This window comes from Clostridium sp. ZBS2 (assembly GCF_023845855.1).
Classification (GTDB): Bacteria; Bacillota; Clostridia; order Clostridiales; family Clostridiaceae; genus Clostridium; species Clostridium aquiflavi.
The window spans coordinates 447,532-467,888 of the sequence record NZ_JAMQIF010000010.1 but is presented as its reverse complement, the minus strand read 5'-3'; the positions used below and the strand labels follow the sequence as shown (position 1 = coordinate 467,888).

Below are 20,357 nucleotides of genomic sequence, written 5' to 3'. Positions count from 1 at the left end.
TTTAGATCAACTCTTTTGTTATCTTATATTCTATAAGCAATTTTAATAAGGAAGTTTAAGAAAGAATATAATACTTTTCCAAAATATGTTGACAATTTAACTTTTTTGTAATATTTATACAAAGAGATATATGATAAAATCTTATGTAGAGCATTAACGCTTTTAAAGGTAAGGAGAAATTATGAATAAAAAAGTTAAAAAAAAACCAACAAGAAAAAAAGCGAGGCGTGAGAAGAAAAAGAAAAAATCATTTTCGGTATTTGTGGGATTAATATATGTTATTACTTTTTTAGTAATAACAACACCTTTAGTATTAATTTACGGCCCATATGACAAGACAAGGAAAACTTTAATTTCAACAGTGTTAGCTACTCGCCATGCCTATTTAGTAAATGATTTTATACCGCAAAAAACATTAGATAAAATATTGGGAAAAAGTGAAATTGAAGAAGAAAGTGTTCCAACTAATACATCTATAGATTTAAACAAAATAGATGTTAAATATGATTCTGGAAATAATGTAACTAAATATGATATACATACAGAAAGATATGATGGTTATATGTTAGAAATAGAAAATCCACATAAAGTTAAAGTAGCTATGACTAAATATCTTGGAAAATTAGGTCAGAAGACAAGCGAAATGGCAGAAGAACATAATGCAATAGCAGCTATAAATGGTGGAGCATTCTCAGATACATCTTCAGATGGAGTAATACGTGCTGGCACAGGGGGAAAACCAGAGGGGTTTGTGATTTCTAATGGAAATGTTATATATCCTACTACAAAATGTGATGAGCATTTTATTGCGAATGTAATTGCATTTACTAAAAAGGGTCAATTAATTGTAGGAAATCATACCCTAGCAGAATTAAAAAAACTTGATGTGCAGGAAGCAATGTGTTTTAGGGAACCTAACGTAATAATAAATGGAGTTAGACAGCATAAAAAAGAAGACTATGTAGATGGAATTAATCCTAGAACTGCAGTTGGACAAAAAGAAGATGGAACAGTACTATTTTTAGCTTTAGATGGTAGAAAATTATCTAAACCAGGAGCTACAATATATGAAGTTCAAGAAATAATGAAAAATCGTGGAGCTATAAATGCAGGTATGCTTGATGGTGGATATTCAACGACTATGTATTATAAAGGTGATGTAATAAATTCTCCTAATTCGTGGGATGGAGAAAGAACTGTTGCTACAGCATTTTATGTTGAACAGTAAGTTAGGAGATGAAATATTATGAAAGTTTTAAATAAATTATTAATTTTTACATTTGTAGCATTTATAATTCAACAAGGAATATTTTTATATATTGAAAATATATATTTATCATCAAACATGGATATTAAAATAGAAAAATCTGATGACAGTGAAGTTAGTAAAAATGAACAAAAAGAAGTTGAATTAAAAGAAAATGTAGATGATTTAAAAGTATCTTCTAATGGTAGATATATTGCAGGGCTTCAAGATGGAAGATTAAAAGTATTAGATAGTGATGAAAATAAATATAAAGACGTTAAAAATAATGTTAATAGTAATATTGTATTTTACAAATGGGTTACAAATTCAGATCGTATAATTGCCATACAAAAAATAAAAGAAAAAGGAAGAAATTATTTTGAGCCAATAGCATTTAATGCTAAAAATGGGGAACAAATTGAACTTGCAGACTTTGATTTTAACAAATTAAGAGTGAGAATTGAAAATAGTGAGGATAAAGTAGAAGATATTCCTTTTTCAATAGGAACCCATAGTTTATATATTAAAATTAAAAAGAGTAATGAAAAAAGTGATTTATATTATGCAAACACTATGAATCAATTAGAGAAAAAGAGAAGTAATAAAGAGATAGGTAATATTGTTATCCCGACTACAGGAGCTAATGCAATAATGGAGATGGGAACTCAAGTAACAATATTAGATAAACCAGATAATTTATTGATACCTAATACAAAAAATCCAAAGTTACTAGGAGCAGATATAAACGATAATGTATATTTTGCCTCAGAAGTAGATAATAAGGTTGTAAAAATATATTATGCAATTTCATCTGATAATTATAAAGATTGGAAAGAATTCAAATTAGATAATCCAGTAAATAAAGAAGATGTATTAGTTGATTATAGTGGGAAAGTTTATATTAATGATAATGAAAAGAAATCCGTAACAGAACTTACAAGTAAAAAAACAATTAAGTATAAAGGTGAGTTAATCCAAACATATTCTAAAGGAGTTATATCGAAGAATGGTAATAAACTAATAAAGAACAGTATATAAGAAAGTAAAAATGCTACTAAATTTAACTTTAGTAGCATTTCACAAAAAAAATAATCTAGTTTTGTGAGTTTTTCATATAGAGTTTAAAGGATTACAATTGTACAATATAACCATGATAAACAATTAATTAGACTTAAATGGGAGGGGTTAACATGGCAGATTTGTCATTAAGACACATTTATAAAATATATTCAGGTGATGTAACAGCAGTAAACGATTTTAATTTAGAAATAGAAGATAAAGAATTTATAGTATTTGTTGGACCATCAGGTTGTGGTAAATCAACAACTTTAAGAATGATAGCAGGTTTAGAAGAAATATCTAAAGGTGAATTATATATAGGTGGAAAATTAGTAAATGATGTTGAGCCAAAAGAAAGAGATATAGCAATGGTATTTCAAAACTATGCATTATATCCTCATATGAGTGTTTATGATAATATGGCTTTTGCATTAAAGCTTAGAAAAGTACCTAAAGAGGAAATTGATGAAAAGGTAACTGAGGCTGCAAAGGTATTAGGCATAGAACATTTATTAACAAGAAAACCAAAGGCTTTATCTGGAGGACAAAGACAAAGAGTTGCATTAGGAAGAGCCATAGTTAGAGAACCTAAAGTGTTCTTAATGGATGAACCATTATCAAATCTTGATGCAAAATTAAGAGTTCAAATGAGAACTGAGATATCTAAACTTTATAATAAATTACAAACAACTTTCATATATGTTACTCATGACCAAGTTGAAGCAATGACTATGGGAACTAGAATAGTTGTAATGAAAGACGGTATAATACAACAAGTAGATACTCCACAAAACATATATAATAACCCAGTAAATATTTTCGTAGCTGGATTTATAGGAAGTCCTCAAATGAACTTCATAGATGGTAAAATAATAGAAAAAGAAGGCAATCTATATTGTAGCTTCGAAGAAAATAATATATTATTACCAGAACAACAAGCTAAGGAATTAAAAACCAAAGGTTATGTGAATAAAGAAGTTACATTTGGAATAAGACCAGAACATTTAGATGATAATATGGAAGTTGTAAAAGAAAATCCATCATCAATTATAAATGGAAAAGTAGAAGTAGTTGAGCTTATGGGAGCTGAAAGTTATATTTACTTTGTAGCATCTAACAATAATATGACAGCAAGAGTAAATGGAACTACTAATGTAAAAACTGGAGATTCAATAAAATTATACGTTGAAAGTGAAAAAATACACGTATTTGATAAAGAAAGTGAATTAAGAGTAATATAAATTTTATTTTGAGGTGAAGAGATGTACGGATTAGTTGAATATTTAAATGAATTATATAAAAAATGTGAAATACCTTTTGAATTATGTATTGATAATAAAATGGTTTTTAAAACTAATCCTTTTCTTTACACTGATAAAGAAATAATAGAAGCTAGATTTAATATAAATAATAAAATATTTATATTAAGAACTTATAGCAATTTTAAAGACTCACTAAAGCTTATTAAATTTTGTATTGAAAATAGATGCAAAGATGAGCACAATGTTAGAGAAAATACAATAATTTCTTTATTAAAAAATGAATATGTATCAAGTGATAAATTAAATGATATTATGATTGAGTTAAATGAGGTCTATTTAATATCTATTAATTTAGAAGAAAAAATAAGTGAAGCTATAGAGATTTTAAAGACAATATATATAGATACTGAAGTGTCTATATTAGAATATAATGAATATATTATTTTATTAGGGACATTTGAAGATATTGAAGATCATATATCAAGCATAACTGAAACTATACACAATAATTTATATAAAAGATGTTATATAAGTTACTATGCTGTAGAAGATTATAATAATATAAGTTCATTATATAAAGATGGGATATATAAAATTAACTTAGCTAAAAAATACAATATTTCAAATAGAATATTTAATGAAAAAAGTCTATTATTTGAAAGTATTGTAGATAGTTTAAGTGAAGAAAAGAAAGTAAAAATATTATCTAAATTTAATTATGGATTTAATAAATTAGATGATGATACAATAAATACAATAGAAGTATTTTTTAATTGCGATTTAAATTTGAGTGAATCAGCTAAAAATTTATATGTACATAGAAATACTTTGATTTATAGGTTAGATAAGATTAAGAAATGTACGTCTTATGATATTAGAAACTTTAATGAAGCAATACTATTTAAAATAGCATTTTTCATATGGAAAGAGAGTAATATATAAATTCATATTTGATATTCCGGTAACGATACCGAGTTCTGAATTCAATAGGGTAAATTTATTAGTTTATTGATATAATAATTGAAATGGGTGTATAATAAAATTATTGCGGAAACGTTACCATTATTTTTATTAGATTTTACATATATATTAGGAGGAATATCATGAATATAGGAGATATAGCAAGACTTGCAGGTGTAGGGGTAAGTACTGTTTCAAGAGTTATAAATAATCATCCAGATGTAAAAGAGAGTACAAGAGAACGAGTTTTGGAAATTATAAAACAAAACAATTACATACCTAATAATAGTGCACGAATATTAAAGCAAAACAATACTAAAAATATAGGTGTACTAGTAAAAGGAGTGTTTAATCCATTTTTTTCACAGATGATAAATGTTATAGGTAACATCATAGATAGATCAGGATATACAATGATATTAGAGCAGAATGATTACAACTTTTATCAGGATGTAGAAAATCTTATGGGATTTATAAAAGAAAAGAAATTACAAGGAGTTATTTGTCTAGGTGGAAACTTTATTGATATAAAAGAAGATAGTTTTTCAGATATAGAAACTCCAATAGTTTTAACATCAGTTAATACTATATCTAAAAAAGGCAAGAAACATTATTCTTCAATAGGAATAGATAATATTAAAGCTTCTTATGATGCAACTAAATATTTAATAGAAAAAGGCCATAAAAAAATAGCACTTATTTTAGGTGATGAAAATGATTTGGGAATTAGTTGGTGGAGACTTAAGGGATATAGAAGTGCTTTAGAAGACAATAATATTGAAATTGATGACGAACTTGAATTAATCGGAGATTATTCTTGTGAAAAAGCATATAACGAAACTATAAATCTTATAAAAAATAGAAAAGATGTAAGTGCTATTTTTGCACTTTCAGATATTATGGCTACAGGAGTAGCAAAGGCAGTTGTAGATAGTGGGTTGAAAATTGGTGATGATATTTCAATCATTGGTTTTGATGGGATGGATGAAAGCAAGTATTATAATCCAGGACTTACTACAGTAAATCAACCAAAAAGATTAATGGCTGAAACGAGTATATCATTATTATTTTCATTAATTAATGGAACTGAGGAAAATAAGCAAATATTACTAGATACTAAATTAATCGAAAGAGAATCATGTAAGGACTTATTGAAAAAATAATAGACTATGTTTTAAATATGTGTTGATATATGCAATATGAAAAGTGGTGTTCTAAGTTTAATTACTGAGTCCACTTTGCTTATTCATATATCAGTGCTTTATTAAAACATAGCAAATGATAAAAAAGGCATAAGGGGGAGAAAAAAATGAGAAGAAGCAGTGGAATTATAATGCATATTGCATCTTTGCCGGGGGAATTTGGAATAGGAACATTTGGGAAAGAGGCATATGAGTTTGCAGATTTTTTGAAAGAATCACATCAAAAATATTGGCAAATACTTCCTATAGGACCGACTAGTTATGGAGATTCACCATATCAATCTTTTTCAGCATTTGCAGGAAATCCTTATTTTATAGATTTTAAACTATTAGAAGATGATGGGTTATTGGAAAGTAAAGATTATTTAAATTTAAACTTTGGAAAAGATGAAGAAGATATTGATTATGGATTAATATTTGTAGAAAAAATGAAGGTTCTAAGAAAAGCGTATGAGAGGTTTAAGCGTAATTTACCAACAGACTTAAAAGAATTTGAAGAAGAAAATCAGTGGTTAGATGATTATTCTTTATATATGGCACTTAAATCAAAATTTGAATTAAAGAGTTGGCAAAAATGGGATATAGATATTAAACTTAGAAAAAAAGAAGTTTTAAATAAATATAGAGAAGAATTAAAAGATGAAATAAACTTTTGGACCTTTATACAATATAAATTCTTTGAACAATGGACTAATTTAAAGAAATATGTAAATGATTTGGGTATTGAAATCATAGGAGATATTCCAATATATGTAGCTGAAGATAGTGCAGATATATGGGCAAATCCAAAAGCATTTTTATTAGATGAAGAAACGTTAGTACCATTAAAAGTTTCAGGATGCCCACCAGACAATTTTGCTGTAACGGGTCAATTATGGGGAAATCCAATTTATAATTGGGACTATATTGATAAGACTAATTATAAATGGTGGATAGACAGAATGAAACAAAGTTCAAAATTATATGATGTTATAAGAATAGATCATTTTAGAGGGTTTGAATCTTATTGGTCAATACCTTATGGGGATCCTACAGCAGAAAATGGAGAATGGGTAAAGGGTCCAGGAATGAAATTATTCAATGCCATAAAGAAAGAACTTGGAGATATAAAAATAATAGCAGAAGACTTAGGATTTTTAACTTATGAAGTTATAAAATTTAGAGAAGAATCAGGATTTCCAGGAATGAGAGTACTTCAATTTGCATTTGTAGGAGATGCTGCAAATAGAGACCTACCTCATAATTATGAAGAAAATTGTATAGCTTATACAGGCACTCATGATAATAATACATTTAGAGGATGGCTTGAAAAAACAGGAACTGAAGAAGAAATTGAAGCGTCTATTAAATATCTGGGATTAAATAAAGAAGAAGGATATAACTGGGGATTTATAAGAGGGGTATGGAGTAGTAAAGCTTATTTATCAATAGCGTTAATACAAGATTTCTTAAATTTAGGGAATGAATCTAGAATTAATGTTCCTTCAACACTAGGACAAAATTGGCGTTGGAGAGCTAAAAAAGATGTATTTACAGATGAACTAGCAGAAAAAATTCATGATATAACGAAAATATATGGAAGGTGCGAAGAATAATGAATAAAGAAAATATAAAAAAAGGTATTGATAGATATTTAAAAGTAAAATATGGAATAAAGTTAGAAGATGCTAAGGAATATCAAATATTTAATGCTCTTTCATTAACTATATTAGAAGAAATCGTGGATGATTGGAATGATACAACTAAAGCATATAATTCTAAGAGAAGTGCAAATTATTTTTCAGCAGAATATTTAATGGGTAGGGCACTTGGAAATAATTTAATAAACTTAGGCTTGTATGAGGATGTAAAAGAAGTATTATCAGAATTAAATATAGATATTAACAAAGTAGAAGAAATAGAAGAAGATGCTGGCCTTGGTAATGGGGGACTTGGAAGACTTGCAGCCTGTTTTATGGAATCAGCAGCTACAATAGATATGCCGTTAAATGGTTATGGAATTAGATATAATAATGGGCTATTTAAACAAAATATAGATGATGGATTTCAAACTGAAAGTGAAGATAGCTGGTTAAAGTATGGTGATCCCTGGAGTATAAGAAAAGATAACGAAACTCAAATTGTAGAATTTGAAGATATGAAAGTTAAAGCTATACCATATGATACACCTATCATAGGTTATGGAACTAAAAATATAAATACATTAAGGTTATGGAAATGTGAACCGATAAAAGAATTTGATTTCTATTTATTTAATGAACAAAAATATGATGAATCAGTAGAATTAAAGAATAGAGCAGAGGATATATCTAGAGTTTTATATCCAAATGACTCAAACGATGAAGGTAAAATATTAAGATTACGTCAACAATATTTCTTAGTAAGCGCTTCACTAAAAGATATTATTAAAAAACACATAGAAAAATTCGGTACCGATTTCGAAAAGATAAGTGAATATAATTTTGTACAATTAAATGATACTCATCCAACACTTGCAATACCAGAATTTATAAGAATATTAGTTGATGAAGAAAAGGTTACATTTAAAAAAGCATTAGGATATGCTAATAAATTCTTTGGGTATACAAATCATACTATACTAGCAGAAGCATTAGAAAAATGGGATGTTGAATTAATAGAAAAATTATTCCCTAGAATATTAGAAATTACTAAGCAAATTGATAAAGAATTAATAAAAGAATTAAAAACTAAGAAGTATACAGAAAAAGAAATTGAAAAACTTAGAATAATTTCTGATGACCAAATGAGAATGGCTAATTTAGCTATATTTGTATCAAAAGCAGTAAATGGAGTTGCTCAGTTGCATACGGATATATTAAAGGATAAAGAATTAAATGATTGGTATAAATTATATCCAGAAAAGTTCCAAAATAAAACAAACGGAATTACTCCAAGAAGATGGTTAAGATTATGTAATCAAGAATTATCAGAATTCATAACTAAGTTATTGGGAACTGAAGAGTGGGTTAAGAACTTATCTTTATTAAAGGATTTAAAGAAATTTGAAAATGATGATAAAGTTTTAGAAGAACTTATGAATATAAAGCTTCAAAAGAAAAAGCAATTATCAGAATATATTAAAGATGAAGAAGGAATAGAATTAGATCCAAATTCAATATTTGATATTCAAATTAAGAGATTACATGAATACAAGAGACAATTATTAAATGCAATGTATATCCTTGATTTATACTATAGAATAAAAGAAAATCCGTCTTTAGATATACCAAAAGTAAGTTTTATCTTTGGAGCTAAGGCCTTCCCAGGATATGTTAGAGCTAAAGCAATAGTTAAATTTATAAATGAAATAGCAGAACTTGTAAATAATGATAAAGATGTAAATGGAAAAATAAAAGTAGTATTTGTTCATAATTATAGAGTTTCATATGCTCAAAAGTTATTCCCAGCAGCAGATTTATCTAAACAAATTTCTACAGCTGGAAAAGAAGCATCAGGAACAGGAAACATGAAGTTCATGTTGAATGCTACTCCTACATTTGGAACTTATGATGGAGCTAATATAGAAATAGTTCAAGAATCAGGAGAAGAGAATAATTACATCTTTGGATTAAGAGTTGAAGATATAGATGATATTAAAGAAGAGTATGATCCAATGACTTATTATAAGAAGAATAAGAGCATTAAGAGAGTTCTAGATACTCTAATTGATGAGACTTTTGATGATGGTAATACTGATGATTTTAAAGACCTATATAATTCATTATTAGAAGAAGGAGATCAATATTATCTTCTAGCAGATTTTGAGAGCTTTAAAGAAGCTCAAGATAAAGTATTTAAAGATTACAAAGATACTAAAAAGTGGGCTAAAAAATGTTTTGCTAATCTTTATAGTGCAGGAATATTCTCAAGTGATAGAACTATAAAACAATACTGTGATGAAATTTGGGATATAAAAGAGACTCCTATAAAATAAATGCCTATGTTCCAGTAAAATGTTTATATATTCCACTTTACCTATTGCATATATAAACATATATTAGAACATAGCAAAATAAATAATATAAATAAGGCTGTATATAATAATTTTTATTACAATCCAATGAAAGAGGATTCATTAATTTGAGTCCTCTTTTTGTGCGTGTAAATATCAATATAAAAATCTTAACACAATCTTAATTCTAAACAAGTAAACTCTAACACCACTATAATTTTTTCCATGTTAAACTTGTCCTATCAAAACGAAGGGGGAAATAAAAATGCATGTGATGGTTGGGCTTATAGGAATAATTTCACTTATATATTTTATTTATTTAGCAAATATTTTATTAAGAGGTGACAAGTAATGATGAATTTAGTATTACAATATGGATTGTATATTTTGATATTAGTAGTATTGGCAATTCCATTAGGGAATTATATAGGTAAGATTATGAATGGAGAAAAAGTGTTTTTATCTAAAATATTAACACCATGTGAAAATTTTATTTATAAAATGCTTCATATTGATAAAGATGAAGATATGAGTTGGAAAAAATATTCTTTTTCTGTTTTAGCATTTTCAATTATAAGTTTAATAGTATTATTTTTACTACACATTTTCCAAGGCTTTTTGCCATTAAATCCAGAAAAAGTTTCAGGTACAAGCTGGGATCTTGCATTTAATAATGCGGTAAGTTTTGTTACTAATACTAATTGGCAAGGTTATTCAGGTGAAAGTTCATTAAGTTATTTCACACAAATGATGGGACTAACTGTACAAAATTTTGTTTCGGCAGCAGTTGGTATTTCAGTATTATTCGCACTAATTAGAGGATTTATTAGAGTTAAGCAAAAAGGTATAGGAAATTTTTGGATAGACATTACTAGAGCTGTACTTTATATATTAATTCCTCTTTCAATAGTAGTATCTTTAGCATTAGTGTCTCAAGGTGTTGTACAAAATTTTAAACAATATGAAACAGTTTCTTTATTAGAGCCTATTACACTTGAAGATGGAACCGTAGTAACGGAAGAAGTTGTTCCATTAGGACCTGCAGCAAGCCAAATAGCAATAAAGCAACTTGGTACAAATGGTGGAGGATTTATGGGGACTAATTCAGCGCACCCAATTGAAAATCCAACTATATTATCTAATTTATTTGAAATGATTTCATTATTATTAATCCCAGTAGCATTATGTTTTACTTTTGGGAGAAATATAAAAGATAGAAGACAAGGAATAGCTATATTTATAGCAATGGGTATAATGCTAGTTGTAGCAATGGGCATTGTTGGAATAAATGAACAAATTGCTACACCACAAATGGCGTTAAATGGTCAAATTGATTTATCAACAATTAATCAAGCCGGTGGAAATATGGAAGGAAAAGAAGCTAGATTTGGTATTGCTACTTCTTCAACATGGGCAACATTTACTACTGCTGCGTCTAATGGATCAGTAAATTCAATGCATGATAGCTATACTCCAATTGGTGGAATGATCCCTATGCTACTTATGCAACTTGGAGAAGTTGTATTTGGAGGTGTTGGATGTGGGCTTTATGGAATGATAGGTTTTGCAATACTTGCAGTATTTATGGCAGGACTTATGGTAGGAAGAACACCAGAATATTTAGGTAAAAAAATAGAGCCTTTTGAAATGAAAATGGCAGTTTTAGTTTGTTTAGCAACACCGATAGCTATTTTAATTGGTAGTGGTATTGCAAGTATATTACCTGAGACTGTTAACAGTTTGAATAATTCAGGGGCTCATGGATTTTCAGAAGTATTATATGCTTACACTTCAGCTGGAGGTAATAATGGTTCAGCATTTGCTGGTTTTACAGCGAATACACCATTTATAAATATAAGTATTGGGTTAAGTATGCTATTTGCACGTTTTGTTCCTATGATGGGTACTTTGGCTATAGCAGGAAGCATGGTTAAAAAGAAAAAAGTTGCAGAAAGTGTTGGTACATTGCCTACACATAATGCTATGTTTATAGGACTTTTAATTTTTGTTGTATTGCTTATTGGTGCATTAAGTTTCTTCCCAGCATTGGCACTTGGACCAATTGCTGAATTTTTTCAAATGTTAGGTTAAATGGGGTGACAAAATATGAATGAAAATAAAGGTAATTTTGCAAATAAAAAAATGATTAAAAGAGCTGTTAAAGATTCTTTTATAAAACTTTCTCCAAAAACTCAAATGGAAAATCCAGTTATGTTTTTAGTATATATTTCATCTATATTAACAACTGTATTATATGCAGTTTCATTAGTTGGAATTAGAGATTCAAAATCTAGTTTTATATTAGGTATTACTATAATTCTTTGGATTACTGTATTGTTTGCTAATTTTGCAGAAGCAATAGCAGAAGGGCGTGGTAAAGCACAAGCTGATTCTTTACGTGCAGCAAAGAAAGATGTGGAAGCGCATAAAATAATTTCTTTAGAAAAGAAAGATGAAATAACTAAAGTTTCATCAGCACTGCTTAAAAAAGGAGATATAGTAATTGTTGTTGCTGGAGAGCAAGTTCCAGCTGATGGAGAAGTAATAGATGGAGCAGCTTCAGTTGATGAAAGTGCAATAACAGGAGAATCAGCACCTGTTATTAGAGAAAGTGGTGGTGATAGAAGTGCTGTGACTGGTGGAACAACAGTAATTTCAGATTGGCTAATTGTTCAGGTTACAAGTGAAGCTGGAGAAAGTTTTCTTGATAAGATGATTTCTATGGTTGAAGGTGCAGCACGTAAGAAAACACCAAATGAAATTGCATTACAAATTTTATTAATCTCACTAACTATTATATTTTTATTGGTTACAGTTTCACTATATTCATATTCTATTTTTTCAGCTAATCAGGCTGGTGTGGTAAATCCTATTTCAGTTACATCACTAGTGGCACTTTTGGTATGTCTTGCACCAACAACTATAGGTGCATTACTTTCATCTATTGGTATTGCAGGTATGAGCCGTTTAAATCAAGCTAATGTTTTAGCAATGAGTGGACGTGCTATTGAAGCTGCAGGAGATGTTGATATTTTGATGTTAGATAAAACAGGAACAATCACTTTAGGTAATCGTGAAGCTTGTGAATTTATACCAGTAAATGGAGTTAATGAAAATGAGTTAGCAGATGCTGCACAGCTTTCATCTTTAGCAGATGAAACTCCAGAGGGACGTAGTATAGTGGTTCTTGCTAAAGAGAAATTTGGAATAAGAGGAAGGAATATTAGAGAATCTAATATGGAATTTATTCCATTCACAGCTAAAACTCGTATGAGTGGTGTTAATTATAATAATAGTGAAATTCGTAAGGGAGCAGCAGAAACAGTTAAAGACTATGTAATTTCAAGAGGTGGATGTTATAGCAAAGAATGTGATGAGATTGTAGCTAGAATATCAAATAAAGGCGGTACTCCTCTTGTTGTAGCTAAAGATAATAAAGTTCTTGGAGTAGTTTATTTAAAAGATATTATTAAGCAAGGCGTACAAGAAAAGTTTGCAGATTTAAGAAAAATGGGTATTAAAACAATCATGATAACTGGAGATAATCCATTGACAGCAGCAGCTATTGCAGCAGAAGCTGGTGTTGATGACTTTTTAGCTGAGGCTACTCCAGAAGGTAAGCTAGAAATGATACGTGATTTTCAAGCAAAAGGCCATCTTGTTGCAATGACAGGCGATGGAACTAATGACGCCCCAGCACTTGCACAAGCAGATGTAGCAGTTGCTATGAATACAGGAACACAAGCAGCTAAAGAAGCTGGAAACATGGTTGACTTAGATTCTTCTCCAACAAAATTAATTGATATAGTTAGAATTGGTAAACAATTATTAATGACACGCGGCAGTTTAACAACATTTAGTATAGCTAATGACTTAGCTAAATATTTTGCAATAATCCCAGCATTATTTATTGGATTATATCCAGGGTTATCTGCATTAAATATTATGAATTTACACAGTGCGGAGAGTGCAATATTTTCAGCAATAATATACAATGCATTAATTATTGTAGCTTTAATTCCATTAGCACTTAAAGGTGTAAAATATCGCGAAGTTTCAGCAGGTAAGTTATTATCAAGAAATCTTTTGGTTTATGGCTTAGGGGGAATAATTGTACCATTTATAGCTATAAAAGTAATTGATGTTTTAATTACTGCAATTGGTATTGTATAAAGAAAGGATGATTAGTAATGAAGGAATTTAAAGCAGTATTTCCTAAAGCTTTAATAATATTTATAATATTTACTATTTTGTGTGGAGGTATATATACAATATTTATAACAGGAATTTCTCAATTAATATTTCCTAAACAAGCCAATGGAAGTATTATACAAGTTAATGGTAAAAAATACGGCAGTGTATTATTAGCACAACAATATAATGATGAAAAACATTTATGGGGAAGAATTATGAATATTGATACAGATACTTTTGTTGATGATAATGGAAAGAAATTAGCTTATTCAGCACCATCTAATTTAAGTCCTGCAAGTAAAGAATACGAAGCTCTTGTTCAAGAAAGAGTTGATAAAATAAAAGCAAATCATCCAGAACAAGATGCACAAGCAATACCAGTAGATTTAGTCACTTGCTCAGGAAGTGGATTGGATCCGCATATTTCAGTTGCGGCTGCTAAATATCAAATAAATCGTATTGCTAAAAATAATAATATGGAAGTAAAAGATGTAGAAAAGATTATTGATAAATACACTTCAGGAAAACTTTTTGGTGTATTAGGAGAAAAAACAGTAAATGTATTAGAAGTTAATCTTGCTATTGATGGAATTCTAAAATAGATATTGATAGAATTGATATTATACAAAAAGCAGTAAAAACAACTTTTTATGAATATAAAATAAAATATTAACACAATCTTTATACTATAGTTAAAATAATTATGAAATATTTATTTTGGCTATAGTATAATTTATTTATAAGTAGATTATATTTTGAGGTGACATATATGATAGATGAACGTCCAGATCCTGATGAGATTTTAAAGAAAATATCCCTAGATGAAAATAACAAACAAGGAAAATTAAAGATATTTTTTGGATATGCAGCTGGTGTAGGTAAAACATATGCAATGCTTGAGGCAGCTCATATAGCTAAGAATTCAGGTATTGATGTAGTAGCAGGGTATATAGAACCTCATACTAGAGTAGAAACCCTTGCTCTTTTAGATGGGTTAGAAATGTTGCCTAATTTAAAAGTTAAATATAAAGGAATAACTTTAAATGAATTTGATCTTGATTCTGCAATTAATAGAAAACCAAAGCTAATTTTAGTAGATGAATTAGCTCATAGTAATGCTTATGGATGTAGGCATATGAAGAGATATCAAGATATACAGGAATTGTTGAATAATGGAATAGATGTTTATACAACTATAAATGTTCAACATATAGAAAGTTTAAATGATATTGTAGCATCTATAACTGGAATAGTAGTACGCGAGAGAATTCCTGATAGTGTATTTGACAATGCTAATCAAGTTGAACTAGTTGATATTGAGCCAGATGATTTAATTACTAGATTAGATAACGGAAAAGTATATAAAACTGATCAAGCACGCAGGGCATTGATTAACTTTTTTACAAAAGAAAAATTGGTTGCATTAAGAGAAATAGCTCTTAGACGTACGGCAGATGCTGTTAATAAAAAGATTGAAAATAAAAGAGATGAAATAAAAAGTACGTACTATACAGAAGAACACATTTTAATTTGTTTATCAAGTTCACCAAGCAATACGAAAGTAATTAGAACAGCTGCACGAATGGCATTTGCATTTCATGGGTTATTTACAGCATTATTTGTAGAAACCTCTAATAGCAAAGATCTTAGCTTAGAAAATAAAAAGATATTAGAGACGAATTTAAAACTTGCAGAACAACTTGGAGCTAAAATAGCTACAGTTTATGGTGACGATGTGGCAAATCAAATATCTCAGTATGCTAAGATAAGTGGTGTATCTAAGATTGTAATCGGTAGATCTAATAATAAAAAAAGTTGGTTTAATAATAAAAAAACATTAGTTGATAAATTAACTGAGTTTGCGCCAAACATAGATATATATATTATTCCAGATAATTTAAAAGCTTATAAAAGAAATTCTAATGAGAAACTTAAAAAAATTACTTTACCACATTTTACTGTAATGGACTTAATAAAAACAACAGTAATATTAGGAGCTGTCACAGCAACAGGGATGATTTTTTATAACTTAGGATATAGTGAAGCAAATATTATAAATATATATATATTGGGTGTATTGTTAACATCTATAACTACAACAGGTAAAAGTTGTGGATTACTGGTATCAATATTAGGAGTATTGGTATTTAATTTTCTTTTTACTAATCCTAGATTTACATTTCAAGCATATGATAAAAGTTATCCAATAACTTTTTTTGTTATGCTTGTTTCGTCAATAATATCAAGTAAACTAGCTACTAGAGTAAAGATAGAGGCTAAACAATCTGCTGAAAAAGCTTATAGAACTGAAGTTTTATTGGAAACTAGTCAAAAGTTACAAATGGCTAAAAATAGGGAAGAAATTTTTAATAAGATACTTATTCAAATAGAAAAGTTATTAGATAAATCAGTAATTTTATATCCTGCTGATAATGAAGTACTTTTAGAACCTATAGTATTTAAAAAAAATAGGACAATCAATATAAAAGACTTTATTACAGAAGATGAACGAGCCGTTGCACAATGGGTGTTTAAAAATAAAAAACATGCTGGAGCAACTACAAATACTTTACCAGGGGCAAAATGTCTTTACATGGCTATAAGAAATCATGAAAAATCTTTTGCTGTAGTAGCAATTCCAATAGATAAAGATGAGACTTTAGATTCTTTTAAAAAGAATTTGTTAATAGCAATTTTAGCTGAAAGTGCTTTATCTTTAGAAAAAGAATATATAAATGAAACTAAAAATGAAATTTATATGAAAGCAGAACAAGAAAAACTAAGGTCTAATTTATTAAGAGCTATTTCACATGATTTACGTACACCTCTTACAAGTATATCTGGGAATGCTGGAATTTTAATGGGAAATTCTAGAATATTAAATGAAGATAGAAAACAGAGGTTGTATACAGATATTTATGATGATTCTATGTGGCTTATTAATTTAGTAGAAAATTTATTGTCTGTAACTCGTATTGAAAATGGTACAATGAATATAAAATTACAACCAGAATTAATAGATGAAGTCATACAAGAAGCACTTCAACATATTAATAGAGAAAGCTCAGACTATAATATTGAAGTTGAAGTAGATGATGAATTATTGATGGCTAAAATGGATTCTAGATTAATTATTCAAGTAATAATTAATATTGTAAATAATGCTGTGAAATATACTCCCAAAGGTTCAAATATTAAAATATTTGGAAAAAAGCAAGGCAAAAGTGTAGTGATTGAAATAAGTGATGATGGATGTGGAATTGAGGATTCAATGAAAGGAAAATTGTTTGATATGTTTTTTACATTAAATAGCGCTAGTGCAGATGGAAGAAGAGGGCTTGGTTTGGGATTATCATTATGTAAGTCAATAATAAATGCTCATGGTGGAGAAGTTTATGTAAGAGACAACGAACCTAAAGGAACTATATTTGGTTTTACATTACAATGTGAGGAGGTTATTTATAGTGAATAAACCACAAATTTTAGTTGTAGAAGATGATAAAGCTGTTAGAAATTTAATTACTATAACATTAGAGACTGAAAACTATAAGTATCATGTAGCTGAAAATGGTGAAGCTGCAATTCGAGAAGCTGTTTCATATGTACCTGACATTGTTATCTTAGATTTAGGGTTACCAGATATGGATGGAATAGAAATTATAAAGAGAATACGTACATGGTCGAATGTTCCAATTATAGTAGTTAGTGCACGTAGTGAAGATAGAGATAAGATTGAAGCACTTGATTGTGGAGCTGATGATTATTTAACTAAACCATTTAGTGTTGAAGAACTGTTAGCAAGATTACGTGTGAGCTTAAGAAGAATTAATTATGTTAATAGTGGACAAGGCGAAAACAGTAATTTATTTATTAATGGAGATTTAAAGATTGATTACGCAGCAAGATGTGTATTTATTAAAGATGAGGAAATTCATTTAACACCTATTGAATATAGATTGATATGTCTTTTAGCTAAAAATGTAGGAAGAGTGCTTACTCATAATTTTATATTAAAAGAGGTATGGGGAAATACTTTACCTAATGATACACCATCATTACGTGTTTTTATGGCAACTTTAAGAAAGAAAATAGAAGAAAAACCTTCAAAACCCAAATATATACAAACTCATATAGGGATAGGATATAGGATGCTAAGAATTACAGAGGATTGAGGATATATATTTAAATAAAAAACATAAATAATGAAATAAGCAGATATGTAATTAAATTAATAGGCTATGTTTTAAATAGATGTTGATATATACAATAATTTAAGTGGCATTGTAATTGGAATTTAACAATACTTATGTTAGTATACTTAAGCCCACCGCTCAGTCCACTTTATTTATAAATAATCAACAAGATATTAAAACATAGCCTATTAGAGAGTTATTTTCTATTAAATATTGCTGTACACCATTCGTTTGTTTGAATTTTATGTTCCATAATATATCCTTTAGCTTCAACTTTATCTTTAACAGAATCAAAACTCCATTCAACTAAGCCTGAAACTAAAAGCTTACCATTTTCTTTTATATGATCATTTATATAATCCATAAACATTTCAGTTTCTTCTCCACCTATATTTATGTATATCCAATGAAAAGTGCCATCTATAACTACTTCATTACTTAAAGCATCACCAACAAAAGTCTCAATATTAGTAATGTTATTTAAAGATGAGTTGAATTCTATTTCTTCATGTACATCTCTAATGTCTAAAGCACATACTCTTTTAGCATTTTTAACACTTGTAGCTAATGAAAGTATTCCAGAACCAGTACCTATATCTAATACATCTAATCCAGTGAAATCTTGTGATAAAATATATCTTAATATATCTTGAGTGGTTTCATGCATTCCAGTTCCAAAAGCACCTTGAGATATAAAATTTATTTTTTGTTTTTCAGGAAAATCTTCTTCCGGAGAAGCTATTACCCAAGTGTCATCTATATGTATAGCAGGAAAATGTGTTTCTTCATAATTATAATTTTCTTCAACCATATTGTCTGGCGTTAATTCAAGAATAGAATTAACTTTGTTTGTAAAGTCATTAAGATCACATTCATCACCATCAAAAGCTACTTTGAAGTCGATAATAACATCATCTTTTTCTATAAATCCATATCCAAATTCATCTGTAGTTATTTCTAGTGGACTTTCGTAAAACACATTAAAAATATCATTGAATTGAAGTTTTTCAATAGAAGTGTCTACATTTTGATGTGGTATTTTGTAAGTAATAATAAACATAAAAAATCTCCTTGTATTTGAATTTGTTGATATCTTTTAAGTTAATATTAATATTAACTTAAAAGATAATTTGTTTTACAAATTTGTATTCTTAGATAAAGTTTAACATTAAGGTATACATGATACAATACGGAAATTTAAAGTGAGAATAGTTTTAAATAATGTAGCTTATGATATAATAAAAATTAATTGAAGTATAGAGAGGGGTCTTATTTTTATGAAGCAAATAGTAGTACTTGATGGAAAAACATTAGGAAATGTAGATTTTTCAAAACTTAACGAATTTGGCAAGGTAACATATTATGATTTAACTTCAAGGAATGAAGTGGAAGAAAGAATAGAAAATGCCAATATAGTATTAACTAATAAAGTTGTATTAAATGAAAATAATTTAAAGAATGCTAAAAATTTAGAGTTGATCTGTGAAATGGCAACTGGATTTAATAATATAGATATAAAGTATGCTAAAGAAAATAATATAGCAGTAACTAATGTAGCTGGATATTCTACAAATACAGTAGCACAACATACTTTTGCTATGGCACTTAATTTATATGATAAGATTTCATATTTTGATAATTATGTTAAGTCTAAAGAATATTCAAGATCTAATATCTTTACCAATGTAGATGAAGTTTATAAAGATATTGATGGTAAGGTATGGGGAATAATTGGACTTGGAGCTATTGGAAAAAGAGTTGCTAAAATTGCAGATGCATTTGGATGTAAAGTGGTTTACTATTCAACTTCAGGAAAGAACTCAAATTCAGAATATGATAAAGTATCTTTTGAAGAGTTATTAGAGAAAGCAGATGTAATATCTATACATGCTCCACTAAATGAAAATACAAAAGGATTAATGAATTATGAAGCATTTAAGAAGATGAAAGAAGACAGCATACTGATTAATATGGGAAGAGGTCCAATAGTAGTGGATGCAGATTTAGCAAAAGCCATTGATGAAAACTTAATAGGTGGTGCAGGCTTAGATGTATTTGAAATAGAGCCAATTCCAGAAAATAATCCATTATTAAATATTAGAAATAAAGAAAAATTAGTTTTAAGTCCTCATATAGCATGGGCAAGTGAAGAGGCTAGAAACAGATTATTTAATGACTTATTAGAAAACATAAGAGTTTATAATAAGGGTGAAATGAAAAATAGAGTAGAGCGTTAATATATGTATAAGCAAAGTGGACTGAGTAATT

General features: G+C 28.4%; 14 protein-coding genes. 13 read left to right on the top strand and 1 reads right to left on the bottom strand.

What is annotated here, in order from left to right; translation table 11 throughout:
- The first annotated feature begins 181 nt into the window (after positions 1–181).
- The 12 genes from NG918_RS08460 to NG918_RS08405 all read left to right on the top strand — a co-directional run bounded on the left by NG918_RS08460 (position 182) and on the right by NG918_RS08405 (position 18,068).
- Positions 182–1,228 carry a phosphodiester glycosidase family protein gene (locus NG918_RS08460; RefSeq protein WP_252212543.1) on the top strand — a complete coding sequence of 349 codons (1,047 nt, stop codon included), beginning with the start codon at positions 182–184 and terminating at the stop codon, positions 1,226–1,228.
- 18 nt (positions 1,229–1,246) lie between these two features.
- Positions 1,247–2,284, top strand: coding sequence for a hypothetical protein (locus NG918_RS08455; RefSeq protein ID WP_252212542.1), 1,038 nt, complete (start codon positions 1,247–1,249; stop codon positions 2,282–2,284).
- A gap of 152 nt (positions 2,285–2,436) precedes the next feature.
- Positions 2,437–3,546, top strand: a complete 1,110-nt coding sequence (locus tag NG918_RS08450) for an ABC transporter ATP-binding protein (protein WP_252212541.1) — start codon at positions 2,437–2,439, stop codon at positions 3,544–3,546.
- A 21-nt stretch (positions 3,547–3,567) separates the two neighbouring features.
- Positions 3,568–4,509 carry a PucR family transcriptional regulator gene (locus NG918_RS08445; protein ID WP_252212540.1) on the top strand — a complete coding sequence of 314 codons (942 nt, stop codon included), beginning with the start codon at positions 3,568–3,570 and terminating at the stop codon, positions 4,507–4,509.
- A 161-nt stretch (positions 4,510–4,670) separates the two neighbouring features.
- A complete protein-coding gene (locus NG918_RS08440; protein ID WP_252212539.1) occupies positions 4,671–5,690 on the top strand; it encodes a LacI family DNA-binding transcriptional regulator in 1,020 nt (339 codons plus the stop codon).
- A gap of 146 nt (positions 5,691–5,836) precedes the next feature.
- The gene (malQ, locus tag NG918_RS08435) at positions 5,837–7,324 is read left to right on the top strand and encodes a 4-alpha-glucanotransferase (RefSeq protein WP_252225582.1); all 1,488 of its coding nucleotides are present in this window, start codon (positions 5,837–5,839) and stop codon (positions 7,322–7,324) included.
- Entirely contained in the window at positions 7,324–9,684 is a 2,361-nt protein-coding gene (locus NG918_RS08430) for a glycogen/starch/alpha-glucan phosphorylase (protein WP_252225581.1), read from the top strand. The genes malQ and NG918_RS08430 overlap by 1 nt, the downstream gene beginning before the upstream one ends.
- Positions 9,685–10,053: 369 nt before the next feature.
- Complete coding sequence (kdpA, locus tag NG918_RS08425) at positions 10,054–11,793, top strand: potassium-transporting ATPase subunit KdpA (protein WP_252225580.1); 1,740 nt, start codon at positions 10,054–10,056, stop codon at positions 11,791–11,793.
- A 15-nt stretch (positions 11,794–11,808) separates the two neighbouring features.
- Complete coding sequence (kdpB, locus tag NG918_RS08420) at positions 11,809–13,875, top strand: potassium-transporting ATPase subunit KdpB (protein ID WP_252225579.1); 2,067 nt, start codon at positions 11,809–11,811, stop codon at positions 13,873–13,875.
- 17 nt (positions 13,876–13,892) lie between these two features.
- Positions 13,893–14,498, top strand: a complete 606-nt coding sequence (kdpC, locus tag NG918_RS08415; RefSeq protein WP_252212534.1) for a potassium-transporting ATPase subunit KdpC — start codon at positions 13,893–13,895, stop codon at positions 14,496–14,498.
- Positions 14,499–14,665: 167 nt separating this feature from the next.
- Positions 14,666–17,368, top strand: coding sequence for an ATP-binding protein (locus NG918_RS08410; protein WP_252225578.1), 2,703 nt, complete (start codon positions 14,666–14,668; stop codon positions 17,366–17,368).
- Positions 17,361–18,068 carry a response regulator gene (locus NG918_RS08405; protein WP_252212532.1) on the top strand — a complete coding sequence of 236 codons (708 nt, stop codon included), beginning with the start codon at positions 17,361–17,363 and terminating at the stop codon, positions 18,066–18,068. The genes NG918_RS08410 and NG918_RS08405 overlap by 8 nt, the downstream gene beginning before the upstream one ends.
- A gap of 217 nt (positions 18,069–18,285) precedes the next feature.
- On the opposite strand, the gene NG918_RS08400 is transcribed toward NG918_RS08405, so the two are convergent.
- Entirely contained in the window at positions 18,286–19,149 is an 864-nt protein-coding gene (locus NG918_RS08400) for a 50S ribosomal protein L11 methyltransferase (protein ID WP_252225577.1), read from the bottom strand.
- 217 nt (positions 19,150–19,366) lie between these two features.
- Between NG918_RS08400 and NG918_RS08395 the strand changes: the two genes are divergently transcribed.
- A complete protein-coding gene (locus NG918_RS08395) occupies positions 19,367–20,326 on the top strand; it encodes a D-2-hydroxyacid dehydrogenase (protein ID WP_252225576.1) in 960 nt (319 codons plus the stop codon).
- Positions 20,327–20,357 lie beyond the last annotated feature (31 nt).